This is a genomic window from Chitinibacter sp. S2-10 (assembly GCF_046530675.1).
Classification (GTDB): Bacteria; Pseudomonadota; Gammaproteobacteria; order Burkholderiales; family Chitinibacteraceae; genus Chitinibacter.
Genome location: NZ_CP172558.1, coordinates 2,100,016 through 2,121,971 on the forward strand (window position 1 = coordinate 2,100,016; position 21,956 = coordinate 2,121,971).

A 21,956-nucleotide genomic window follows, 5' to 3' on the forward strand; every position below is an offset into this window, starting at 1 on the left:
ACTTTGGTAGTCAACAAGTTGCGATTACAAATATAAATTATCGAAAAAACAGATAGGTGATGCGCTTCGATTCGCATATTTGGCGACTAACGACTGTTCTTTCGCTATTCATGACGCAATCAAAGCGCTGAGAAAGCACCGGAAAAATCAAGTTCTAGTGAAATCAGGCGGCAGCGGGGTTGCAAGATTTTATACTCTGGACTGCGTATTTTCTATTGGGTATATGCTGCTGGCTATTATTTTTAAAGGTTTTTGGCTGTATACGTGGCATTGTATTGAGGGTTTTGCCTTAAAAACCATGCTTGCTTGAGATACTAAGGAGAGAGAGTTGAACTGCGCTTGCAGCCGATGTGATTGATTGGCCGCGAGTATTTGTTTTTAGCGATGGCTACCGCTGGGCGTCAAACTGACGATGGTTTGTTTCTGTTTGTGCGAATGCATATACAGATCATTCTATTTTTTAGATTGATTGTGGTGTGGCTTTAGTAGTCTTGTTTGGTGAATTACAGGCTTTGCCGTCGGTGCGAGCGGGCAAATTCCCGTGCGACAATCAGAAAATGTTGGGCCGCTTCGGATAATTTGCTGCCGCGTCGCCAGGCAACGCCGATTTCAAGCACCGGCATTTCCTGCTGGATCGCACGCATTTCCAGCCGGTCGCCATCCAGTGACCACGGGCGGTACAGCATTTCCGGCAGGATGGACAAACCAGCGCCGGTGGCCACTAGGCTGCGAACCGCTTCAACTGATTGTGTTCGCATGGCCACTTTGGGGTTGAGTCCGGCGGCGCGCCAGAAGGCGCTGGTGTTGTCATCCAGCTCGTCGAGCTTGAGCATGATCATTGCTTCGTTGGCGATTTCATTCAGATTGATGCTGCCCAGTTCAAGCAAGGAGTGATTGCTCGGTAACCAGACTCGCCACGGCGTTTCCTGCAAGACTTCAACTTCCAGCGCCAGACGGTTTTCGACATTGGACGCCAGTACAATCGCCAGATCCAGTTCGCCATTGACCAGCAAATGCTCCAGAAACCCACGCTGATCTTCAACCAGACGCACGTCGATTTTGGGAAAGGTGCGGCGAAAACGGTCAAGCAGATAAGGCAGGAAATAGCCAGACATCAATCCGGTGACGCCTAAATTGAGTTGCCCGGCCATCGCGTCAGGGCGCGCAGACAGAGCTTGCTGCGCATTGCGAACGACAGCCAGAATCTCATGCGCGTGACGCAAAAACTGATGTCCGGCATGCGTGAGTACCATGCCGCGTGCATGTCGTTGAAACAGGCTGACTCCCAGCTCGGCTTCGAGGGTTTTGATCGCTTCGGTGATGACCGATTGTGAAATATTCAGCGTTTGCGTTGCGCCAGTAATCGATTCGGCTTCGGCGACGGCAATAAAGTAGCGGACATTACGAAAGGAAAAACTCATGGTGGGTGAATCCGGATGAAATCGATTCACTATAGTCGTCCAGATTCCTTCGGGCTTTAAAGAGTCAGGAGGCGTATTTTGGCAGCGCGGCTTGTGCCAGGTTTACGGCGGTTCCATGCAATGGCTCGGCAATGGCATCTAATTGTGGAACCGTTGTCTCGTCCAGCAGACAGGGTTGCACTCCAACCAGATAGTCAGTGGCTTGCTCTACGGTTCGACTTTTCAGAATTTCGATTCGTTCCTGAACAAAGAATATGCGGTGGATGCCGCCAATGACGGGTAAAAGCTCGGCCAGAATGCCGGCAGGGGCGTCGCGCAATAGATGCCAATCCTGATCATGTACAATAAGCACGTTCAAATGGGCGCCCCAGGCCAATTTGCCTTGCAGATGTTGCGGAGAAATGGCCAGTATGGTGCATACCATGGTGGGTTCAAGAATCAGCGCCTTGAGTTGATCCAGCGTTTCATCTATTGGCTGATGTGCTATTTCATGCAGATTTCGTTTCACAGGAATGACTCTTTATGAAAGAGGTGATTCTGATTTTTTGTTGAAATATGAAACAAATCAAGTAATTATTTTTCGATAAGCCGATCAATGACAATAAAAGTGACCCGTGTTGCCGCCGGAATTCTGATCAAGCCAGACGGCCAGTTTCTATTGGCCAGCCGCCCGGCTGGCAAGCCCTACGCCGGATACTGGGAGTTTCCCGGTGGCAAGCTCGAGCAAGGCGAGAATGCGCTCGCCGCATTAAAGCGCGAATTGCATGAGGAGCTGGGAATTGAAGTCGTGCAGGCGACCCCCTGGTTATGTCAGCGCTTTGATTACCCGCATGCACGGGTCGAGCTGTATTTTTATCGGGTAACGCAATGGCGCGGTGAAATTCATTCGCATGAAGGGCAGGATTTTGCCTGGCAGCAGGTTGGCGCGCTGAATGTTTCGCCGATTTTGCCGGCCAACGGGCCGATTTTGCGGGGGTTGAGTTTGAGCGAGGTGTTGCTGTTCTCTACTGCGGGGCAGATCGAAGAGGCGGATTTGCTGCGTCAGATGGCCGCGCACTGGCAGCGTAGGAGTGCCTGGCTGGTGCTGCGCGAGCCGCAACTTGACACAGAAAGTTACCGCCAGCTGTGCGAGAAAATCGCCGCGTTGTCACGTCCGCACGGCGGCAAATTGATCGCCCATGGTGTAGATTGGTGCGCCTTGCAGGACTTGCCCGTTGATGGGGTACATCTGAGTTCAAGGCAATTGCTGACGGCGCAGCAACGCCCGCGCGGTTTTGATTGGGTCGGTGCATCGACCCATAATCAGATCGAACTCGAACAGGCTATGCGGCTTGGGCTTGATTACACCGTGCTGGGGCATGTTTGCGCGACCGCCAGTCATCCGGATCAGGCGCCATTGGGCTGGACGCAGTTCGAGGCTTTGTTGTCTCTGGGTTGGGCTTGTCCGTGCTTTGCCATTGGCGGACAGCGTTTGGCCGATTTGCCCCGTGCGCAAAGTCTGGGGGCACATGGGGTGGCGCTGCTCAGCGGAGCGTGGGAATGAGTCAATCGCGTTGGGGTATTTTGTTGGTCGTCGTATTACTTGCTGCAGGACTGTTTTTTCAGTCGGGCTGGTTTGAGAATAAAAAGCCATCTATGTTGCTCGATTGCCCTGATTTAACACAAGGTTGTCAGTTTGCTGTCAATGGTGCGAACTATCGGCTTCAAAGTACTTCGCCAATTTCGGGTGGCGTGCCTTTTGTGCTTGATTTGATTGGTCCGGCTCGCCAGATCAGCGCCAGCTGGCAGATGCAGGGCATGGAAATGGGGCCAAATCAATATCGCTTTATGAGTCATATCAGCAAAGGTCATCAGGACAATCAGCAGTGGCAGGTGAAAATGGCTTTACCTCTGTGTACTCAAGCACGAAGCGACTGGTTGCTGACCTTGCAGATTGATCAGCATGAAATCACAATCAAGACTTTGTCCGGCAGGCGTTAACGCTGAAAAATGTGTAAGCTGCAAATTGCAGCTTGCCGCTGCATCCGGATGCTAAGTTCGCATTGATGACTGGAAGTGTGAAATGAAAAAAAAGTGGTTTATTGTTGTTGTGCTGCTTTTGTCGGTGGTCTCTGCCTGGGCGGGGAAAGTCTATCAATGGCGCGATGCCGATGGGAAAGTGTTTTATTCGGATCAACCGCCACCCATTGCCGGAGTTAAGGAGCGGCAGATCCGCCCCAATACGGTCGGTAATGCAAGTCAGCCCCAGGCAGCCGTTTCAGCCAAAGAAACGGTTATTCTCTGGGTGAATGCTAATTGCCGGACCGAATGCAATCAGGCCATAGCGCTGCTTGATCAGCGCGCGGTGCCTTATGAAGTCAAAAATGCCGATCCCAAAGACGAAAAATCGATGCTGGCCTTTTTTAATGCGGTCGGCACACTGCAAGCCAAACCGCCGGTGCTGATTATTGGTAAAGATGTTTACAAGGAATGGAATAGTCCGCTCTGGCAGGGGGCGTTGAGCAAGGCGGGCTACCCCTTGCCGCAGCCGAAAAAATAGCGCGATTGCAATGCGAAACCCGATGAGTTTTCATCGGGTTTTTTTATTCTGATCAGTCATTATCCCAAGAGCGCAAGTGTTTAAGCATCAAGAAGGCGACAACAATCACAGTTACAAGGTCACTGTCAGTATGTAGTGATAACTTACTGGTACAATTTGCCGATCCTGTTTCGAAGTTATGATTTGCCATGAAAATCGCCACCTGGAATGTCAACTCGCTCAAAGTGCGTCTGCCGCAGGTGCTCGACTGGATGGCGGGCAATCCGGATGTAACGGCTTTGTGCCTGCAGGAAACCAAGATGGACGATCCGGTTTTTCCACAGGCTGAAATCGAAGCCGCCGGTTTTCATGTTGCTTTTGCCGGACAAAAAACCTACAACGGCGTGGCGATCATCGCGCGTGCACCGATTGATGAAGTCGTGATCAATATTCCCGGCTTTGACGATGCACAGAAGCGCGTGATTACCGCTACGGTCAATGGTGTGCGACTGGTCGGCGCGTATATTCCGAATGGGCAGGATCTGGAGTCGGATAAATATCAATACAAGCTGGCCTGGCTTGATGCGCTGATTGGCTGGCTGGAGCAGGAAATGCAATCCCACCCCCAACTGGCTTTGCTGGGGGATTACAATATTGCACCACAAGACTGCGATGTGCATGACATTAAAAAATGGGAAGGCGGCGTACTGGTCTCTGAACCAGAGCGGCAAGCCTTTGCCCGGCTGCAAGCATTGGGGCTGGTTGATGCTTTCCGCCAGTTTGAACAACCGGAAAAATCATTCAGCTGGTGGGATTACCGAGGGTTTTCCTTCAAAAAAAATGCGGGTTTGCGCATTGACCATATCCTGCTGTCACCGGCACTGGCGGCTCGCTGCAGTGCTTGTGTGATTGATGTCGAACCGCGTAAAAATGAACGGCCTTCGGACCACACCCCGGTGATTGCCACTTTGGATTGAGCGAAAATGGATAAAGCAAGATTACTTTCAGGCAGCAGCCTGTTTTGTCAGCTGAGTTATCAGGAGCTGGAGGAGCTGGCGCAAAATGCCCAGTCCCGTCTGGTTCGTGCCAAACAGGTGGTGCTGGCGCAAGGCGAGCGCAGCGATGAAATGTATGCGGTCATCCATGGCCGGCTGAAAGTGATGCGCAGCAATGCCGAAGGGCGCGAATTGACGCTGGCAATTCTGGAGGCTGGCGAAGTTTTCGGCGAACTGGCGATGCTCGATGGTGGTGTAAGAACTGCGAGCGTTGAGGCACTGGAAGATGGCGAGTTGCTGGTGCTGCAACGTGCGATGGTTGATCAATATCTGAATGCGCATCCCTTGGTCATGCGCTCGATGATTCAGACATTGTGCGAGCGGCTGCGTAGTGCTGACGAGCTGGTTCAAGACACGCTGTTTTTACCCTTGCCGCAGCGTTTGGCCAAAGTCTTGCGACAACTGGCTCATAATCATGGTGATGAAGGTGATGAAGGTATCCGGATCGATTTGAAACTGACGCAGCAGGAGCTGGCCAATTTTGTCGGCGCGACGCGCGAAAGTGTCAATAAGCAGCTCAGCGCTTGGGAAGCTCAAGGTTGGCTGAGTATGCGTGGGGGGTATATCCTAATTAGTGGTATGGATTATTTGCCATAGCAATATATCTATGTGGGGTATGTTTTCCTGATGCAAGTTTTATTGCATATTGAAATAGGATCCGGTGTTTAGCGGCGGCCGCCTCCGCTACGGTTGATCCAATGTGCAAAGCGCCAATCCTGATAGGTCTTGGCTTCGGTAAAGGCGGTGGTGTTTTCAGGAAAGTTGGCAACTTTCAATGGTTTTTTATCCGATTTACTGTAAATTCCGGCGAATCCGCCACCGGGGGCGCCAATATATTGCCAGTCTTCTCCAGTGATTGGATCTTTATAGGCTTTGCGCAAATATCGTTTCGGAAAAGGAACTCGCGGATCTTGAACCAGATCGTCTAGCGTTTTCGGGTAGGTGGTTTGCGGATTGTCACCAATATTATTTTCGGTATATCGCTTGATCGCAGTCTGGACTTCAAGCCCGATTCGCAATAATTCTTCTTCTTTGGTTCTGATAATGCGGTTTTGCCAAGCATCGCCTACTTGAGCCAGATAGATACTCATGACGAGTACCATCATCAAGGCCCACATATAGGCAAAGCCTTGTTGAGTGGTGTGCCGCTTGATGGAGCGGTTCAACTTACCAGGTATTGTATTTGCTGCCATCTTTTGCTGTTGCATCCGATCCGCTGCGAATGTCATAGACTCCGGGCGCGCCTTCCGGGTTAATAATGACCCAGCTGTCGCGTCGTGTCGTGATCGGGTCGAGCGGGATTTCGCGCAGATATTTACGCTCGACCAATTCTTCCAGGCTGCCCGGATAACGCCCGGTATCGGCGAAGAATTTGTCGATCCCGTCGCGTACAGCGACCAGATTGTGTTTGAGTACGGTTTCCTGTGCCCGGTCGGTTTGCTGGAAGTAGCGTGGTACAACCAGGGTCAGCAAGCTGGCCATAATTGCCAGTACTACCAGTAATTCAATCAGCGTAAAGCCAAGACGGCGCGGGTTACCAATCACGATAGCTGACCCCATTCAAGCCAATATTGCGGGATAAAGAATAAACATCATACACGTCACGACCTTCGGCCGGAGCATCAGGTGGACTGGCGTAGCTGCGCAATCCCCAGGTCTGGGCATTGGTTTTGCTCGGGCAATCGCAAAATGGATCGCGTGGCATGCGGCGCAGGAAATAAATCATTTTCCCGCTGGGATCTTTCAGGTCTTTGCTTCCCTGAACCAGGGTGTCCAGATCGGGAGGATAGCCGGAGTCTTCCAGCGATTTGGCAATTTTTCCTGCATCACTGGCGAGCTTGTATTGATCAATGGCATTGCGGATTTGAGCGAGTGAGCGGCGCAGCTCTTCTTCACGATTACGCGTGGCCGCCACTTGCGACAGTGGCAGCGCCACGGTCGCAAGGACTGCCAGAATGGTGAGCGTCACCATTAGTTCGATCAGGGTAAAGCCGCGCTGCCTCGCCACGATTTAGCGACCTCTCGAGCCGCGACTCACCGGCTGACTTGGGGCGCTTTCGGCGGGCGGTTGCGGTGCTGCTTGCGGTTCAGCCGCTTGCACGACTGGTGCCGGTGCCGGCGCTGGCGGGATATAAGTATTTGCTTGCCCACCCTGATTATTGATGTTGACGACCGAAGTCGGGCGCAATCGCAATGGGTCAGTGCTAATCATGCCTTCGGTGCCGCTGTCAAAGCTGGTGATGTGCGACGATGGCAATGGCAACGAGCGAACAACACGCGGTGTAATCAGCAAAATGATTTCGGTTTTGCTGTTTTCTGATTTCTTCGTGCCGAAAATCCGATCGAGCAGCGGGATAGTGCTGAGGAACGGAATTCCCGAGCCAGTGTTGGTTTCTGCGCGAGACAACAAGCCGGCCAGAATCTGGGTTTCGCCATCGCGCGCCGTCATATTGGTTTCTGCGCGGCGAGTACCGATCTGATATGCGATCAGCCCGGTTTTGCTGGTGATCGAACGAACGATGTTCGAAACCTCCAGATTAACTTTGACGCTGATTTCATTGTCGACGGTCATGACCGGCTCGACATTCAACGTCAGACCGACGTCCTGATAATTGACGCTTTCGCTGCTGACGCCATTTGATGTCGTCGTCGTTACCACAGGAACGCGATCACCAATCAGGATCTTGGCTTTGTCGCGGTTTTTAACGCGAATTTTCGGATTGGCCAGGACATTGGTGCTGCCCTTGGTTTGCAGGAAATTGGCCGTCACGGTCGGCGCTCCCAGATTGACCAGCACATCGCTCTTGTTGATATTACCAATCTGATCCAGCGTGACCTGACCAGCGGTTTTGGCCGCAGCAAGTAGCGAGCTGGTGTTGCCGTAAACCGTGGCTGAGACATTGCTTGGATACTGGATGCCCAGATCAAGCACATCGCTATTGCTCACCTCGAGAATTTCGACGTCCATCAATACTTCAGACTGCGGCAAATCTTGGGCGGCAATCAGACGTTCTGCAACGGCAATGGCTTCGGGCGTATCGCGCATAACCAGCATTGACAGGCGTTCATCGATATAAATGTCACGCGTTTTGACCATTTGCTTGAGCATGGCTAAAACCTGCTTTGGGTCGGCGTTGGACAGATAGAAGGTCCTCATCACCATGTCTTTGTAATCACGGTCTTTGTCCGGACGACGCGGATAAATCAGTATGGTGTTGTCATTCAGGATTTTCTTGTCGAGCTGGTTGGTCGCCAGAATCAGGTTAATGACGTCTTCCACCGTTGTGTCACGGGCGTAAATCGTTGTTTTCAGATTCGGCGGAACGTCTTTGTCGAAAATGAAATTGACTTTGCCGATGCGGGCAATGATGTCGAAAACGCTCATCATGCTTTGGTCGCGAAATTGCAAGGAAATCGGACTTTTCAAGGCCTGAGCCAGAGCCGGACGCAAATTTACTTCGCGTGATTTGCGGTTTTCGATTTCATTTTTGAGTGTTTGTGCCTGCACATTGCGCGGGTTGTCCATCAGAATCTGGCCAAGAATGGTCAGCGCTTCATCAGGTCGGGTATCTTTGGCCTCCCGGGCATAACGCAGCATGGACTCGTGGCGTACGCCGATTTCGACATAACGAATCCCTTCCTGTGCACGAATATTGCCTGGATCCCACTGCAGGATTTGTTGGTAGCTGCTCAGTGCCAATGGCGCATTACCTTGCTGTCTAGCCTGATCACCCTGAGCCAAGAGGCGGTTGACATGCGTGAGCAGATTGCTTTGATACGCTGCACGCAATTTCAGATCGTTGGGCGAACTGGCAATTTGCGCTTTCAGTGTCTGTAGCGCAGCTTCAGGGTTGCCTGCATCCAGCTGGGTTTCGGCTTGGTAACGAGCCATATCTGCGGCGCAGCCACCCAAAAAAGCCAGGGCAATCATTGAGGTCATTAACGCACGTTTCACGGCGTTCCTCCTGTCGGCAGCGATTGCTGCTGATTAAGTGGTAAATAGGTAAAGGTCAGAACATCACGGCTTAATTTATCCAGGCGATAGACGCCTATCAATGTTTCGCCAGGCTGAATTCGACCTATGGTGTCGCAACGGGAGCATAGAACAATCGATTGTCCTTGGCCTTCCAGCACATAGTAGTCACTGGTTTTGTCATGCCAGGTCGTGGTCACCTGAAATGGAAAAGGTGGCGCCGTTGGTTTGGGGGTCGCCGTCGGTTTGGGTGTTTGCGTCGGTTTTGGCGGCGGGGGAGCCCAATTCTGTTTGGGGAACAAATCGGCGAGACTCATTCCATGTGCAACTGCGCTAGCGGTTTCGCTGGCTGCATCTGAAGCTTTGCTGATCGGCTTGATGGCTGCGCGGCGTGGGGCTGGCGCACTCGATTCTAGTGTGGCTTCTTGCTGCGAGTCGTGCCAGAACGTATAGGCTGTGATCGCTAGCGTGCCGCCAAGGAGAAATTGCATCGGACGGGAGAGCATTAATGCACCTCCGTCAGATAGGATAGCTGGATCTGGATCGTCAATTGCTCTTCGGTAATGGCCTGTCTTTGCAAGTTGATTGCTTCGACCCGGACGCCTGGAATCTGCTGCAGCGCTGTTGTAAAGCGGCGGAACTGGATATAACGGCCAGTGGCTGGAAATTGCATGCTGTAGCGTTTGAGTTTGCCATCGGCTTCGATTTGGGATTTGTAATCAACCTGATTAATGTCAATCAGATGGGCTTTGGCAATTTCATTAAGGCGACGCAGAAAGAAAGTAAATGTATCGTATTGATTGAGTTTGGGGAGCTGCTGTTCTGGAGAGCTGGCCATGAGCGGTGTACGCAAAGCACGGGATTTGCGTTCGAGTTCTGCCTCGCGATCAGCCAGATCGGCTTGATACGGTTTGAGATCTTGCGAATAGAGTATCCAGGCGAACAGCAATAAGGCCAATCCGGCCAGACCCAGTACACCTGCGTATTTCGGAATCAGACGTAGGTACCAGAGCAAATGCGACTTTGTCATCGGCTGGCCTCGCTAGATGATGTTTCGGCGATGGCCGACGCTTTGCGCTCTTCGGGTCGGTTGTCATTCCAGTAAATTTCAATCGAAGCAACTGCCGGGCGGAACGGATCGCCCAGTTTGATCGAATTGCGTGCCAGTGAGACTTGTTTGACTGCAGGATGAGCCGTCAAGCGATCGACCAGCAAAAGCACATCATTCAGTGTTTTCGCTTCCAGTTCCAGTTTGATATCGCGTTCCTGATTCATGATTTCCATGCGAAGCAAGGCAATTTCAGCTTGCCAGACTTCTTCAAGGATGGCCAAACCCGGCTCGGTGCTGAACGTTTGAGCCTGTACGATCTTGCTGACTTTTTCCGATACGGGTGAGGCTTGTTGTTCGGCCAGTTTTTGGGCTTCAAGTTGTCTTAATTTAAGAGCGAGCTGATCCTCGCGAATTTCGATTTGTGAGGCATTTTCTTTGGCCACATCCATTTGAGTCATGACCCACAATACTGCGACAGCACCAATGACGGTGAGCAGTAAGCCCAGCCAGGGTGTTACGCTGGGGCGACGATTAAAGTCCAGCTGCATGGTTTTCATGCATTTACCTCGTCGGCGAAAAAGAGCGGGTGGGCAGAGCCCAGCCAGTCAAAATCAAAATCTGCCGTTTTAAAACTCGACAATGCCAAATCAGACGAAGTCAGGTAAATATGCTCTGGCAAGAATTGTTCTGATAATACGGCTGCCTCTCTGATGACGGCAGAGAGTGAGTTGCCAACATCGCTGGTGTCGATCTGGATCGGCAGCGCAATGACGCCTTGCCAGGCGTTATGACGATAAAAGCCGACAATGGCGTGCGATGTTTCGAGAATCATTAAAGCATGTTCTGCGTCTTGCAACGCCCGGCGGTGTTGATTGACCGCGGTGGTAAACAGCGGTTCGACTTCGGCCAACTTGAGCTTGCTACTGCGGCACAATTCGGCAATCGTTTGATACAAACCTTCTTCGATCGCAGCGACAACGCGGGGTTTGCCATATTCGCCGGCGGAAACGCGAATGCGCCAGTTATCAGTGTTGACGCCATATTGTTGCGCCAGAATGATACGGGCGTAGTTTTCCCAATCGCTTTCTTTTTTGAGTGTGTCTTGCCAGGGCAGGCAGGAATAACGCACCCACGGGGAACCGAAAATCAGTTTGACTTGATCAATTCCCAGTTTGCCGCGTGGCGTATTGCTCAGCAAATCTTGCAGCCGCGAAACCATGACTTCGGGTGAAGGATCAATGGTGCCACGTTTGCGATTCAGCAGTCTTCCGCTGAGCGAAGTGCTGCTCAGTCGAACCCGTTGTTTGCCAAAGCAGGCGTGATGTTTAATCAACAAAGGTGACACGGTTGATTTCCTGCAATGTGGTTTCGCCGCGAGATACCGCATTGACGGCGATCTGGCGCATGGAGACAAAGCCTTTGGCTAAGGCTATTTTTTTTAATTCGACGGCAGGAGCGTGATTGGCAATCGCCTGCTTCATATCGTCATCAAGACGGAGTACTTCGGCAATGGCTTTACGACCCAGATAACCGGTATTGCGACAAGCCGGGCAGCCCGTCCCTTTACGGAATTTCCAGCCTTTGACCTGCTCTGGGCTTAAACCCGAGCTGATCAGCAAACTCTCTTCGGGTTGATCGTCGCCCACGCAATGCGGACAAACTTTACGGATCAAACGTTGGGCAACCACGCCAATCAGCGCATCAACAAAACTGTTGGGTTCTACGCCCATATGGATAAAACGATCAATAACCGAGAAAGCATTATTGGCGTGAACCGAGGTCAGTACCAAGTGGCCGGTCAGCGCAGCCTGAACGGCGATATTGGCGGTTTCACCGTCTCGAATCTCGCCGACCAGAATTTTGTCCGGATCGTGCCGCAAAATCGAGCGCAAGCCGCGGGCAAAAGTCAGCCCCTTTTTATCGTTAACCGGAATCTGCAATACGCCGGGGAGCTGATACTCGACCGGGTCTTCAATAGTGATGATTTTCTCTTCGCCATTATTGATTTCGGATAGCGTTGCATACAGCGTTGTTGATTTGCCTGAACCGGTTGGTCCGGTGACCAGTAACAGGCCGTAAGGTTCGTGCGACAAGCCGCGAATCGCCGCCATTGTTTGTTCTTCATGGCCGAGCGTTTCAAGGCGCAATTGCTTGAAGGTGTCGCCACCGCCTTGTTTGTCCAAGATCCGCAAGACGGCATCTTCGCCGTGAATTGACGGCATGATCGAGACACGGAAGTCAATATCGCGGTTATTGATCAGTGCCTTGAAACGACCGTCCTGTGGTACGCGGTGTTCGGAAATGTCGAGCTCCGCCAATACTTTAAGCCGCGAAATAATTTGTTCGGCCTTATCCGAGCCATTGGCGCCGCCGGCGTGTAACAGAACACCGTCGATGCGGTATTTTACCGTCATGCCGGTTGGCGTGGTTTCCATGTGAATATCGGATGCCTTGGCCTTGAGTGCGTCGTACAGCGTCGAGTTAACCAGTTTGACGACCGGATTGGCGTCTTGTGACAGCGTGGACAGTGAAATTTCGGTGATGCCGTCGCTACTGGTTTCGGCGTTGTCACCAATGGCCAGTTGTTCCATCGCGCGGTGCGACGTTTCATACTCGTTAAAATAACTTTGCAGCACATCGTAGTGTGCAAATGCCGAGCGGAAGGCTACCGTGATTCTTTGCTGTGCCCAGTTACGTACGACCGGGCTGAATGGGTCGGACATGACCAGTACCGTGCCATGTTCAACACTTTCGGCCAGGAGACATTGGTGCGCCGCTGCATCGCCGAAAGACAGCAAGTCATACCGGGGAGTGAGTGCATATAACTCCTCCCGGGTAATGCTCGGTATGCCAAGGTAACCGCTGACTTCTGAGCAATACCCCTCGTTGTTGAGTCCGAGTGATTGCTGTACCAGCATTGGTAATGGCTGATTGCCACCCGTGCTGCGTAAGTGTTGAATCAAGTCGAGGGTGAGTTCACTCATTGCATATTCCCGGCCAACTCGAAAATCGGCATATACAGCAAAAATACGATTCCGCCGATCAGAATACCGATCAGCAACATCAGAATCGGCTCGAAGAGCCGGGTAAACATTTCAATGGCGCGATCAAGCTCTTCGTCACAAAATTGCGCTGCACGCTCCATCATCGTCGCCAACTCACCGCTTTGCTCGCCGACGCGCAGCAAACGTTCAGCCACTGGCGTGGTCAAGCCGTACTTGGGCAAAGTGCTGGAAACTTGTTGTCCCGATTTGATATCGACCAGTGCCTGCGAGAGTGAAAGGCGCATTGTGCCTGGCAGTAATTGTGCCGCCAGTTCCAGCGCAGCAACAATTGACAAGCCTCCCGAAAGTAACAGGCCCAAGGTGCGATAAAACCGGGTCAATGAAAACAAGCGGCGGTAGCCATCGAGTTTGGGTAGCTTCCAGAAAATTTCCTGCAGCATGGTTTGCACGGCTTCAGTTTTGATCAGTAAATAGGCACCGACCAAAGTTGCAACAATGGCAGCGAACATGGCTTGACCATGCTGATGAACCAGATCGCCCCACCACAACATCATCTGGGCGGCAAAAGGCAGATTGCGCATTGAGGCATAAATCTGGCTGAACTTGGGAATGACATAAAACAGCAGAAACAACATGATGCTGCCGCCAATGCCGATCACGACCAGAGGATAAACCAGCGACGAAATAATTTTCTTTTTGACCGCGGCAAGGCGGGTTTCATAATGGTGGTAGCGTTTGAGCGCGTCGGCCAAATGCCCCGTTTTTTCTGCGGAGCCAACCGTTGCAATGTATAGGGGCGGAAACAGGCTGGGCATCTGTGCCAGTACTTTGGACAGTGGCAGGCCTTGGTAAAGTCCTTCGATCATTTGGGTCAGAACGGTGCGGTTTTGATCCTGATCACTTTTGTCTTTGAGCGTTTCCATCGCCTCGACCAGCGTCAGTCCCGCATCCAGCAATGCGATCAATTCCTGGGTAAAGAGCGAGACCTGAAACTCGGCTTTTTTGAATGAAAAGCCGAATTGACGCTCGGGCTGACAGCTGACGAGCTGCAGCCCCTTGCCTGATAACTGGGCGCGTAGCTCGTCGACATTGCTCGCGTCGAGTTCAAGCTCTTGCATAACGCCAGCAGAGAGGGCTTTGACCTTATAGCGCATGCTTACTGCCAGTAACTCACGTCAGCATCTTCGCCGGAACCGCCAGCTTTGCCATCAAGGCCATAGGTCAATAAGTCATATTCACGACCGTTTTCGCCCGGAGTGCGGTATTCGTAAGGTTGATCCCACGGGTCATTGGGAACGTCTTTCATCAGGTAGGGCCCGTTCCATTTGTTGACGTCGGCCGGCTTTTTGACCAAAGCATTGAGCCCCTGTTCGGTACTCGGATAGCGGCCAATGTCGAGGCGGTAATGATCCAGCGCGTCGGCGATCGATTTCATCTGGCTCGCGGCAGTTTTGGTTTTCGCTTTGCCCACTTCACCAAAAAGCTTGGGGCCGACATAACCCGCCAGAAGGGCGATGATCAACAGGACGACAAGCAGCTCCAGCAGGGTGAAGCCCGCTTGAACTGAACGTGGAAAATCTGTCTTTTTCATGGCGTGATCTCTATGTAGTCTTTTTTGAGACGAATTGTGTAGTCATCCTCAAGCTGACATCGTAACTGGCAAACAAGCAGCAAATCAAGGCTTTTTAATGATGTGTGCAGCACAAAAACCTTGTATTTATGCGGGTTTGCGCGCAAGCGAGGTCAAGTTTGAATATTGTTTTATTTGTAAGTGAGTAAGTGTTTTTTCGTCAATAAAAAACGCCCCAACCAAGGTTGGGGCGTTCAAGGTGGCTTAACTCAATTACTTGTTGATATGAGTCATTGCATCAACCAGTTCGCCGTTGGCGGTGTCGCCATCAACCTCCCAGCTGAAGATACCGCCCATGCCCATTGATTTGGCGTAATCAGCTTTCAGTTTGATGTCACGTGGTGTGTCATAAGACCAGAAAGTATTGCCGTCAAATTTGTAGGTTTGTTTGGTTGTGGCGTTGATGTACTCGGTGCCTGGTGCTGCTTTCAGTACTTTGTAATCTTCGTAGCCAGCTTCGTAAGTGCCTGTTGCTGCACCTGTAGCTGCCTGATACAGACCGTTGTTAGCGTTGGTTACACCTTTCCAGCCGCGACCGTAGAATGGTACGCCCATGTGCAGTTTGGCGGCAGGAACTCCGCGTGCCAACAGATCTTTAACGGCAGTATCGGTATTGTAAGTGTTGATTTTGCCAGTTTTTGGATCTTTGTAACGTGGGCTAGCTGGATCTGGGTACAGGGCTGAGTGGAAGTCGGTTGGACCTTGTGCATCCCATGCGCCGTTGTAGTCGTATGACATGATGTTGATCCAGTCGAGGTACTTACTGTACTCGGCAGGTTCAGTTGCAGCGATTTTCTCGTCGCCAGCACCAATCGCAACAGTCAACAGGTATTTCTTGCCGTTAGTTGCACCCAAAGCATCCAGCTGTTTGCGGAATTCTTGCATCAGCAGGGTGTAGTTTTGCTTGTCTGCAGCAGAAACAGTGTTGGTGCCGATGCCTTGTACGGCTGGGTATTCCCAGTCGATATCGATACCGTCAAATACGCCAGCAGCAGCGCCTGGGCCGCCTGCATTTGAGCCTGAATCAAATGGCATATTGCCTTTGATCCACACGTCGATACAAGATGAAACCAGAGCCTGACGCAATGCTGGTGTTGCAGAAGCTGCAGAGAACCACTTAGACCAAGTCCAGCCGCCGAGAGAAATCAAGGCTTTCAGGTTTGGATTTTTGGCTTTCAGTTTTTTCAGCTGATTCAAGTTGCCTTTGAGTGGGCCTTCCTTGCCTTGGCGAGGATCGTCCCATGTTGGCCAGCCGTATGCGTCAGCAACGCCGTCAACTGATTCAGAAGCTGAGAAGCCTTTTTGGTAAACAGCCCAAGCATCGCCGCCGTCTTGGTTGCCAGATTCTTGGCGGTTCACGCTTGCATCGCAAACATAAGTGCCGTTTTTGTTGTAGACGTTAGCAAATGAATAGTTCAGGAATGTCAATTTGGCTGCTTGACCGCTGTCTTGAACGTTTTTCAGGAAGAACTTGCGACCGTAGATAGACCATTCGGCGAAGTAGGTACCAACTTGTTTGCCGCCAACGCCTGGTGTCGGTGTTGGGCCAACTGGCGTTGCAGTTGGAGTTGCAGTTACAACTGGCGTTGCAGTTGGAGTTGCGGTTACAACTGGCGTTGCAGTTGGAGTTGCAGTTACAACTGGTGTTGCAGTTGGAGTTGCAGTTACAACTGGTGTTGCAGTTGGAGTTGCGGTTACAACTGGTGTTGCAGTTGGAGTTGCAGTTACAACTGGTGTCGCTGTCGGGGTTGGAGTTGCGGTCACTGGGCCGCAAGCGCCCAAATCTTTCCAAGGTTTGCCTGAGCCAGTGTTCAGATCTGGTTGCTCGCCTTGAGTCCACCATTGTGCTTGGTAAGTGCGACCGTTGTAGCTAACTTTTTGGCTGCCAGTGTAAGCGGTAGCGCTGTTCCATGCTGCATCAACGCAAGAGCCCACTGCTGGAGTTGCAGTTGGTGCTGCAGTTGCAGTTGCTACAGGAGTTGCTGTTGGTGCATTTGTTGCGGTTGGAACTGGTGTTGCGCTAGTTGCGGTTTGCGCTTCCCAAGGGCCCCATTGTTCTGCGCCTGGTACGTTGCCTTGTGTCCACCATTTAGCTTTGTAGTCAGTGCCTTGGTAGGTTACGACCTCGCCACCGGTGTAAACGGTGGTGGAATTCCATGCTGGCGCTGCAAATGCGGCTGATGAAGCGAACGCTACGACTGCGGAGATTGCATTCAAACGGAAGTTCATTATGTATCCTCTCATCCTTGGAGTTGGAGTGACGTTTTGTATATCTGCTACTAACAAAAAGGCCAAAAAGCCACTTGCGTTTTACAATCTGGTGCCTTGTTACTGGGTCGATGTTGGTGATCTAGTCAGTTACTGGTGATTGTAAAATTCGGCGCTAGTCATTTTTTAGATACCAGTCACCTCGACACATAAATCATTTCCACCCGGTTTAAGTGAGTGACTTGTGCGTCGTGTAGGCGTAATTTTGCAGACTACAAACTGCTTGTCAATAGAGCTAGATCACAGTTCGGGTCTTGCAGAATATGATGTTTGCAACAATAAGCCTTGGCACGTCTTTATGTAAGAAATGTAGCCTTGGGCTGTATTGCTATGACGGTTTTTATAATGCAATGGAATGGGTTTTTGTGCAGCCCTAATACCACTTAGGTGTGATGTTGATTACCCTGTTTACCGTTCATGTGTAATGCACATAAAAAAAGCAGCCATGGGCTGCTTTTTTAAATTTGACTTGGTGTGTTGTTAATCAGGCAGCAAAGCGTGCCGCAACGACATTCCAGTCAATCAGTTTCCAGAAGCCTTCAAGGTAGTTCGGGCGGCTGTTGCGGTAATCGATGTAATAAGCATGCTCCCAAACGTCGCAAGTCAACAGGGCTGTGTCTGCGGTGGTGAGTGGGGTGCCAGCTGCGCCGGTGTTAACAATATCAATGCTGCCGTCGGCTTTTTTGACCAGCCAAGTCCAGCCTGAACCGAAGTTGCCGGCGGCTGAAGCGTTGAAGGCTTTTTTGAATTCGTCAAAAGAACCCCATTTGGCGTTAATTGCGTCGGCCAGTGCGCCGGCAGGTGTACGCTCTTCGCCAGCTGGATTAGGTGCAAAACCAAGCCAGAAGAAAGTATGGTTCCAGGTTTGTGCTGCATTGTTGTACAGACCACCGGCTGGCGCAGTTTTAACGATTTCTTCCAGCGATTTGTTTTCGTTATCTGTGCCTTTAATCAGGTTGTTCAGATTGGTGATATAGGTTTGGTGATGTTTGCCGTAGTGGTAAGACAGGGTTTCGGCCGACATAAAAGGCGCCAGTGCGTCTTGTGCGTATGGGAGTTCTGGTAATTTATGTTCCATTGGTATTTTCTCCGGTGGGGTGGTCATTCATTGCAGATATGGCGCTGTGGCGACATTTTTCAAGAGGCCTTGTTGGTGGCCTTCGGTCGCTATGGTATCGTGAAAGTATTCGCGTCGCAGCAGGCGTTATGCAAAAAGAATCTGGTGCGCAAATGATTTTGTGCTTTGCGCACTTATGGATAATGGTGAGTTATGAGTATTTTATCGCTGATTTTGGCTTTGGCGTTGGAGCAGTTGCGCCCGATTAGTAATCGCAATCCAATCTACCTGCTGTTTGTGCGTCTGGCGAATCAGATGGCACGCAGTCTGAATGCAGGTGAGTATCGCAATGGGGTATATGCCTGGCTGCTAGCTGTGGTGCCGCTGGTCGTTGGTACGGCTGGGGGGTATTGGGTTTTGATGCGCTTTAATGTGTTTGCGGCCATGCTCTGGAATGTTGTGGTGCTGTATTTGCTGATGGGATTTCGGCAGTTTAGTTATGCGTTTACCGGTATTTCCAAGGCCTTGCAAAGAGAGGAGCTTGCTGAGGCGCGTGAAATGCTGGGCGGCTGGACTGGCCAGTCGACTTCCGAATTGAGCGAAGCAGAAATTGCCCGCTTGACCATCGAACAAGGTGTGATTGATTCGCACCGATATGTTTTTGGTACGATTTTCTGGTTTGTCGTGTTTGCTGGTATTGCGGGCCCAGCGGGAGCCGTGATGTACCGTGCCGCCAGTTTGTTGCAGGAAAAATGGGGCGGTTATGGTGATACGTTCGGGCAATTTGCCGATCTGGTCATGGATGCGCTCGATTATGTCCCAGTGCGTCTGGCTGCGATCAGTTTTGCCATTGTCGGCAATTTTGAAGATGCGGTGTATTGCTGGCGGGAGCAGGCTGCGCAATGGATGGATCGCGAGTACGGCATTTTGTTGGCCTCGGCCGCTGGCGCGCTCGGAATGCGGCTGGGTGAGGCTTTGCATCAGGATCATACGGTGAAATTCCGTCCTGAGCTTGGCGTGGGGATTGAAGTTACTCCCGATAATCTGGCCAGTGCTGTGGCGCTGATTTGGCGTGCGGCGATATTGTGGCTGGCCGTGATTTTGCTATTTTCAGTGGCACGTTGGTTGTCTTGATTACAGGTGGGCTTTGGTAATGGCGATGATTCAGATTGGCGAGCAGCAATACCGGATTAACAATATTTTTTGCGTGGCACGTAATTACCATGCTCACGCCAAAGAAATGGGCTCAAGTATTGCCGACGAACCCATGGTCTTTATCAAACCCAATTCGGCGGTCTTGCAGGCGGGAGCGGCGATTGAGCTGCCGTCCTGGTCGAGTGAGGTGCACCATGAGCTGGAACTGGTCGCCATCATGGGTGAAGGCGGCAAGAATATTCCAGCTGCCGATGCACTCACGCATGTGGCAGGCTATGCATTGGGGCTGGATCTGACTGCCCGCGATGTACAGGCAGCAGCCAAAAAAGCGGGTAATCCTTGGACGCTGGCCAAAGGTTTTGACGGTTCGGCTGTGCTGACTGATTTTGTTGCTGCAGAAGGCGTTGATTCGACGGCGCAGGTTTTTGATTTGAAGATCAACGGCCAGTTACGTCAGCACGCTAATACACGGGACATGGCATTTTCAGTGGCCGAACTGATTGCCTGGATTTCAACGAAATTTACTTTGCAGTCTGGCGATCTGATTTACACCGGAACCCCGGAGGGCGTCGGGGCGATTGTGGCTGGCGATTTGCTTGAGCTGGAATGGGCTCAGGTGCAATTGAAAGCCAGCTTTGCAGTTTGTAACGCTTAAAAAGGCATCCAGTTCGCTTTGCTCTGGTTGAAGAAAGCCGTGAGTCCTTCCTGCGCCTCCTCGTGCGAGCGGATATGCGCCATCCGGTGTGCTGTGTCAGATAACATGGCATCGTCAATCGGGCGGTGCTCTACCGAAGTAATGAAGCGTTTGGCTGCTGTGAGTGCATGTGGGCTGTTATGCAGCAAGGCATTCTGCCACGCCTTGACTTGCTGCTCGGCCTGATCTGCCGAGTCCGGCGCTTCATGGATCAGTCCAAGTTGTAAGGCGATGTTCGGGGTGAATTTTTCGGTTGTCAGAAAATACCTTCGTGCTGCGCTGCTGCCGATCTTGTTGATGACATAAGGCCCCAGTACGGCTGGAATCAGTCCTAGGCGGGTGTCCGGAATACTGAACCAGCTATTCGGCGTGCATACCGCCATATCACAGCAGGAAATCAGCCCGACCCCAGTGCCAACGGCAGGCCCGTTGATATGGGCGATGGTCGGAATGGGTAGACGATCAAGCGTGCGAAGCAAGCGGGCGATATGCAAGGCATCTTCAAAGTTATGGTCGGGGCCGGCCTGACTGCCTTTGAGCATCCATTGATGATCCAGTCCGGCGCAGAAAGCATCACCACTCCCGGTCAGAATCAGCATTCGGGCCGCCGAGTTCTGGCTGATCGCGACCAGTGTGGCCGTTAATTCGGCGACCATGATTTCATTGATGGCGTTGCAGACGTCGGGCCTTTGCAAGCTTAAAGTGACGACACCTGCGGCGTTCATCTGACAGTCGATCGTATCGCTCATGCGCTTGCTCCTGATCTGGACGGTGCGTTTTGTTGCATTGCAACTATGGTGCAAAATATTGTACTTGGCTATCTCAAAATGGGACTTGTTTTGGTCTGCTGCATTTACGTTGAATAAAGTTTGAAAGCCAGTCAGGATCAGGCGTAAAATTCACGACCTTACGCGTTTTCTACGCACATCACTCGAGGGTTTTATGAAAGATTACATGCCCGCGCCCGCTTCTTCGCAAGATGCCCGCAATATTGCGGTCTTGGTTTATCTGCTGACGATTTTCTTCAGTTTTGTTCCCGGTCTGGTGATTTACCTGCTGAAAAAAGATGACGAGTTCATTTTATCGGCAGGCAAGGAAGCTTTGAACTGGTCTATTACGCTGATGCTCGCCTCTTTGATTCTGGGGCTGATCCCGATTCTGGGCTGGCTGGCGCTGGCGTTCATGTGGCTCTGCAATGTGGTTTGCAGCATTCTTGGTGCACTCAATGCCAGCAAGGGTTTTGCTTATCGTTACCCTTTCTGTTTGCGTCTGATTGCCTGATGAAAATTCTTGGCCTGATCTTCAGCCTGTTGGCGAGCGGCAGTTATGCCAGCGCCATCATGATCAATCTCGGCAAATCGCACTTGAAGGCCGAGTATTTTGCACCATCGCGCAGTAATGCGCCGGCAGTCGTGCTGATGCATGGCTGTGGCGGCCTGTATGCTGCTGATGGCGGCCTGGCGATCCGCTATGCGCGGATGACCAGTCAGCTGCAGGAGCTTGATTTTGCTGTACTGCTGCTCGACGATTTGCCGGCTAAACGTGCGAACTGCGCGCTGTCCAGCTTGAAAAAGCAAAAAGCCGAAATGAAACGGCGCGCGAATAATCTGCAGCATGCCGTGAACTGGCTCAAGCAGCGGCGCAAAGTCGATGCAGACCGGATCGCGGTTGTCGGCTGGGATAGCGGTGCCAGCGCCACCTTGGCTTTATTAAGCCGGGACAATCCGGACATTCGTTCGGCGGCGGTGTTTTATCCGAATTGTCGACTTTTGCTGGGCTCCGATTATCGCGTCGCCGCGCCCACATTGCTGTTGGGGGGGATGCGCGATACTTTGGCGCCTTTCGAGAAATGCTCCGAATTGAATCAAATTTCGGGGCAGAGCCTGTTTCACCTGGTGAGCTACCCCGAAGCCCGACATGATTTTGATTTGATACTCGATAGTATCGAAAGTGAAGCACTCAATTTACCGTCGAATCATTTGGCGCTTGAAGAGATTGCCGATCAAGCGGCGGCGCAAGATGCGTGGCGGCGGACTTATAAATGGTTATCCCGCTGGTTTGACCCGGCTCGCAGCATGGAAGGAATACCTCCGCGTTTTCAGTAAGTAAGAGCAGAGATTCACCGATTT

25 protein-coding genes are annotated in these 21,956 nt (G+C 51.6%); 9 read left to right on the plus strand and 16 right to left on the minus strand.

Translation table 11 applies throughout. The annotated features are described in order from the left end of the window. Positions 1–503: 503 nt before the first annotated feature. A complete protein-coding gene (locus tag ACG2XO_RS09855; RefSeq protein ID WP_410497806.1) occupies positions 504–1,421 on the minus strand; it encodes a LysR family transcriptional regulator in 918 nt (305 codons plus the stop codon). A gap of 64 nt (positions 1,422–1,485) precedes the next feature. Beyond that, positions 1,486–1,929, minus strand: a complete 444-nt coding sequence (locus ACG2XO_RS09860) for a hypothetical protein (protein WP_410497807.1) — start codon at positions 1,927–1,929, stop codon at positions 1,486–1,488. An 87-nt stretch (positions 1,930–2,016) separates the two neighbouring features. On the opposite strand from ACG2XO_RS09860, the gene ACG2XO_RS09865 reads away from it, so the two are divergent. The 5 genes from ACG2XO_RS09865 to ACG2XO_RS09885 all read left to right on the plus strand — a co-directional run bounded on the left by ACG2XO_RS09865 (position 2,017) and on the right by ACG2XO_RS09885 (position 5,591). Beyond that, on the plus strand, positions 2,017–2,964 hold the full coding sequence (locus ACG2XO_RS09865) for a Nudix family hydrolase (RefSeq protein WP_410497808.1): 948 nt from the start codon (positions 2,017–2,019) through the stop codon (positions 2,962–2,964). Beyond that, on the plus strand, positions 2,961–3,401 hold the full coding sequence (locus ACG2XO_RS09870) for a hypothetical protein (protein ID WP_410497809.1): 441 nt from the start codon (positions 2,961–2,963) through the stop codon (positions 3,399–3,401). The genes ACG2XO_RS09865 and ACG2XO_RS09870 overlap by 4 nt, the downstream gene beginning before the upstream one ends. An 82-nt stretch (positions 3,402–3,483) precedes the next feature. Continuing rightward, a complete protein-coding gene (locus ACG2XO_RS09875; protein ID WP_410497810.1) occupies positions 3,484–3,960 on the plus strand; it encodes a DUF4124 domain-containing protein in 477 nt (158 codons plus the stop codon). A 188-nt stretch (positions 3,961–4,148) separates the two neighbouring features. After that, entirely contained in the window at positions 4,149–4,916 is a 768-nt protein-coding gene (xth, locus tag ACG2XO_RS09880) for an exodeoxyribonuclease III (RefSeq protein WP_410497811.1), read from the plus strand. 6 nt (positions 4,917–4,922) lie between these two features. After that, positions 4,923–5,591, plus strand: a complete 669-nt coding sequence (locus ACG2XO_RS09885) for a Crp/Fnr family transcriptional regulator (RefSeq protein WP_410497812.1) — start codon at positions 4,923–4,925, stop codon at positions 5,589–5,591. A gap of 68 nt (positions 5,592–5,659) precedes the next feature. Here the strand turns inward: ACG2XO_RS09885 and ACG2XO_RS09890 are convergent, their stop codons facing one another. From ACG2XO_RS09890 to ACG2XO_RS09950, 13 genes are all read right to left on the minus strand, one after another. Next, positions 5,660–6,085: a type II secretion system protein gene (locus ACG2XO_RS09890; RefSeq protein WP_410497813.1), complete on the minus strand. Its 426-nt coding sequence runs from the start codon at positions 6,083–6,085 to the stop codon at positions 5,660–5,662. A 76-nt stretch (positions 6,086–6,161) separates the two neighbouring features. Continuing rightward, entirely contained in the window at positions 6,162–6,539 is a 378-nt protein-coding gene (locus ACG2XO_RS09895; protein WP_410497814.1) for a type II secretion system protein, read from the minus strand. Further along, complete coding sequence (locus ACG2XO_RS09900) at positions 6,529–7,002, minus strand: type II secretion system protein (protein WP_410497815.1); 474 nt, start codon at positions 7,000–7,002, stop codon at positions 6,529–6,531. Before ACG2XO_RS09900 ends, ACG2XO_RS09895 begins: the two co-directional genes overlap by 11 nt. Before the next feature lie 3 nt (positions 7,003–7,005). Then, positions 7,006–8,949: a secretin N-terminal domain-containing protein gene (locus ACG2XO_RS09905; protein ID WP_410497816.1), complete on the minus strand. Its 1,944-nt coding sequence runs from the start codon at positions 8,947–8,949 to the stop codon at positions 7,006–7,008. Beyond that, positions 8,946–9,473 (minus strand): hypothetical protein, encoded by a 528-nt coding sequence (locus tag ACG2XO_RS09910; RefSeq protein ID WP_410497817.1) that lies wholly within the window; start codon positions 9,471–9,473, stop codon positions 8,946–8,948. Before ACG2XO_RS09910 ends, ACG2XO_RS09905 begins: the two co-directional genes overlap by 4 nt. Then, complete coding sequence (locus ACG2XO_RS09915) at positions 9,473–9,997, minus strand: hypothetical protein (RefSeq protein ID WP_410497818.1); 525 nt, start codon at positions 9,995–9,997, stop codon at positions 9,473–9,475. Before ACG2XO_RS09915 ends, ACG2XO_RS09910 begins: the two co-directional genes overlap by 1 nt. Beyond that, positions 9,994–10,575 (minus strand): hypothetical protein, encoded by a 582-nt coding sequence (locus tag ACG2XO_RS09920; protein ID WP_410497819.1) that lies wholly within the window; start codon positions 10,573–10,575, stop codon positions 9,994–9,996. The genes ACG2XO_RS09915 and ACG2XO_RS09920 overlap by 4 nt, the downstream gene beginning before the upstream one ends. Further along, the gene (locus ACG2XO_RS09925; RefSeq protein WP_410497820.1) at positions 10,572–11,363 is read right to left on the minus strand and encodes a hypothetical protein; all 792 of its coding nucleotides are present in this window, start codon (positions 11,361–11,363) and stop codon (positions 10,572–10,574) included. The genes ACG2XO_RS09920 and ACG2XO_RS09925 overlap by 4 nt, the downstream gene beginning before the upstream one ends. Continuing rightward, positions 11,344–13,002 (minus strand): GspE/PulE family protein, encoded by a 1,659-nt coding sequence (locus ACG2XO_RS09930; protein WP_410497821.1) that lies wholly within the window; start codon positions 13,000–13,002, stop codon positions 11,344–11,346. The genes ACG2XO_RS09925 and ACG2XO_RS09930 overlap by 20 nt, the downstream gene beginning before the upstream one ends. Further along, on the minus strand, positions 12,999–14,177 hold the full coding sequence (locus ACG2XO_RS09935; RefSeq protein WP_410497822.1) for a type II secretion system F family protein: 1,179 nt from the start codon (positions 14,175–14,177) through the stop codon (positions 12,999–13,001). The genes ACG2XO_RS09930 and ACG2XO_RS09935 overlap by 4 nt, the downstream gene beginning before the upstream one ends. Positions 14,178–14,179: 2 nt before the next feature. Continuing rightward, positions 14,180–14,614, minus strand: a complete 435-nt coding sequence (gene gspG, locus ACG2XO_RS09940; RefSeq protein WP_410497823.1) for a type II secretion system major pseudopilin GspG — start codon at positions 14,612–14,614, stop codon at positions 14,180–14,182. A gap of 252 nt (positions 14,615–14,866) precedes the next feature. After that, the gene (locus ACG2XO_RS09945; RefSeq protein WP_410497824.1) at positions 14,867–16,882 is read right to left on the minus strand and encodes a glycosyl hydrolase family 18 protein; all 2,016 of its coding nucleotides are present in this window, start codon (positions 16,880–16,882) and stop codon (positions 14,867–14,869) included. A 523-nt stretch (positions 16,883–17,405) separates the two neighbouring features. Next, positions 17,406–17,999, minus strand: coding sequence for a superoxide dismutase (locus ACG2XO_RS09950; RefSeq protein WP_410497825.1), 594 nt, complete (start codon positions 17,997–17,999; stop codon positions 17,406–17,408). Positions 18,000–18,191: 192 nt separating this feature from the next. Here ACG2XO_RS09950 and ACG2XO_RS09955 point away from each other — a divergent pair, with 192 nt between their 5' ends. Continuing rightward, the gene (locus tag ACG2XO_RS09955; RefSeq protein ID WP_410497826.1) at positions 18,192–19,112 is read left to right on the plus strand and encodes a CobD/CbiB family protein; all 921 of its coding nucleotides are present in this window, start codon (positions 18,192–18,194) and stop codon (positions 19,110–19,112) included. A 19-nt stretch (positions 19,113–19,131) separates the two neighbouring features. Then, positions 19,132–19,788 (plus strand): fumarylacetoacetate hydrolase family protein, encoded by a 657-nt coding sequence (locus ACG2XO_RS09960; RefSeq protein ID WP_410497827.1) that lies wholly within the window; start codon positions 19,132–19,134, stop codon positions 19,786–19,788. Here ACG2XO_RS09960 and ACG2XO_RS09965 read toward each other — a convergent pair. After that, positions 19,785–20,576, minus strand: a complete 792-nt coding sequence (locus ACG2XO_RS09965) for an enoyl-CoA hydratase-related protein (protein WP_410497828.1) — start codon at positions 20,574–20,576, stop codon at positions 19,785–19,787. The genes ACG2XO_RS09960 and ACG2XO_RS09965 overlap by 4 nt on opposite strands. 193 nt (positions 20,577–20,769) lie before the next feature. On the opposite strand from ACG2XO_RS09965, the gene ACG2XO_RS09970 reads away from it, so the two are divergent. Further along, positions 20,770–21,108 (plus strand): DUF4870 domain-containing protein, encoded by a 339-nt coding sequence (locus tag ACG2XO_RS09970; RefSeq protein WP_410497829.1) that lies wholly within the window; start codon positions 20,770–20,772, stop codon positions 21,106–21,108. Continuing rightward, positions 21,108–21,932 carry a dienelactone hydrolase family protein gene (locus ACG2XO_RS09975; RefSeq protein ID WP_410497830.1) on the plus strand — a complete coding sequence of 275 codons (825 nt, stop codon included), beginning with the start codon at positions 21,108–21,110 and terminating at the stop codon, positions 21,930–21,932. The genes ACG2XO_RS09970 and ACG2XO_RS09975 overlap by 1 nt, the downstream gene beginning before the upstream one ends. Positions 21,933–21,956 lie beyond the last annotated feature (24 nt).

Coding starts and splice junctions, on each gene's coding strand:
- ACG2XO_RS09855 (WP_410497806.1), bottom strand. CDS start 1,421: ATGAGTTTTTCCTTTCGTAATGTCCGCTACTTTATTGCCGTCGCCGAA.
- ACG2XO_RS09865 (WP_410497808.1), top strand. CDS start 2,017: ATGACAATAAAAGTGACCCGTGTTGCCGCCGGAATTCTGATCAAGCCA.
- ACG2XO_RS09870 (WP_410497809.1), top strand. CDS start 2,961: ATGAGTCAATCGCGTTGGGGTATTTTGTTGGTCGTCGTATTACTTGCT.
- ACG2XO_RS09875 (WP_410497810.1), top strand. CDS start 3,484: ATGAAAAAAAAGTGGTTTATTGTTGTTGTGCTGCTTTTGTCGGTGGTC.
- xth (WP_410497811.1), top strand. CDS start 4,149: ATGAAAATCGCCACCTGGAATGTCAACTCGCTCAAAGTGCGTCTGCCG.
- ACG2XO_RS09885 (WP_410497812.1), top strand. CDS start 4,923: ATGGATAAAGCAAGATTACTTTCAGGCAGCAGCCTGTTTTGTCAGCTG.
- ACG2XO_RS09890 (WP_410497813.1), bottom strand. CDS start 6,085: ATGAGTATCTATCTGGCTCAAGTAGGCGATGCTTGGCAAAACCGCATT.
- ACG2XO_RS09910 (WP_410497817.1), bottom strand. CDS start 9,473: ATGCTCTCCCGTCCGATGCAATTTCTCCTTGGCGGCACGCTAGCGATC.
- ACG2XO_RS09915 (WP_410497818.1), bottom strand. CDS start 9,997: ATGACAAAGTCGCATTTGCTCTGGTACCTACGTCTGATTCCGAAATAC.
- ACG2XO_RS09920 (WP_410497819.1), bottom strand. CDS start 10,575: ATGAAAACCATGCAGCTGGACTTTAATCGTCGCCCCAGCGTAACACCC.
- ACG2XO_RS09930 (WP_410497821.1), bottom strand. CDS start 13,002: ATGAGTGAACTCACCCTCGACTTGATTCAACACTTACGCAGCACGGGT.
- ACG2XO_RS09935 (WP_410497822.1), bottom strand. CDS start 14,177: ATGCGCTATAAGGTCAAAGCCCTCTCTGCTGGCGTTATGCAAGAGCTT.
- gspG (WP_410497823.1), bottom strand. CDS start 14,614: ATGAAAAAGACAGATTTTCCACGTTCAGTTCAAGCGGGCTTCACCCTG.
- ACG2XO_RS09945 (WP_410497824.1), bottom strand. CDS start 16,882: ATGAACTTCCGTTTGAATGCAATCTCCGCAGTCGTAGCGTTCGCTTCA.
- ACG2XO_RS09950 (WP_410497825.1), bottom strand. CDS start 17,999: ATGGAACATAAATTACCAGAACTCCCATACGCACAAGACGCACTGGCG.
- ACG2XO_RS09955 (WP_410497826.1), top strand. CDS start 18,192: ATGAGTATTTTATCGCTGATTTTGGCTTTGGCGTTGGAGCAGTTGCGC.
- ACG2XO_RS09960 (WP_410497827.1), top strand. CDS start 19,132: ATGGCGATGATTCAGATTGGCGAGCAGCAATACCGGATTAACAATATT.
- ACG2XO_RS09965 (WP_410497828.1), bottom strand. CDS start 20,576: ATGAGCGATACGATCGACTGTCAGATGAACGCCGCAGGTGTCGTCACT.
- ACG2XO_RS09970 (WP_410497829.1), top strand. CDS start 20,770: ATGAAAGATTACATGCCCGCGCCCGCTTCTTCGCAAGATGCCCGCAAT.
- ACG2XO_RS09975 (WP_410497830.1), top strand. CDS start 21,108: ATGAAAATTCTTGGCCTGATCTTCAGCCTGTTGGCGAGCGGCAGTTAT.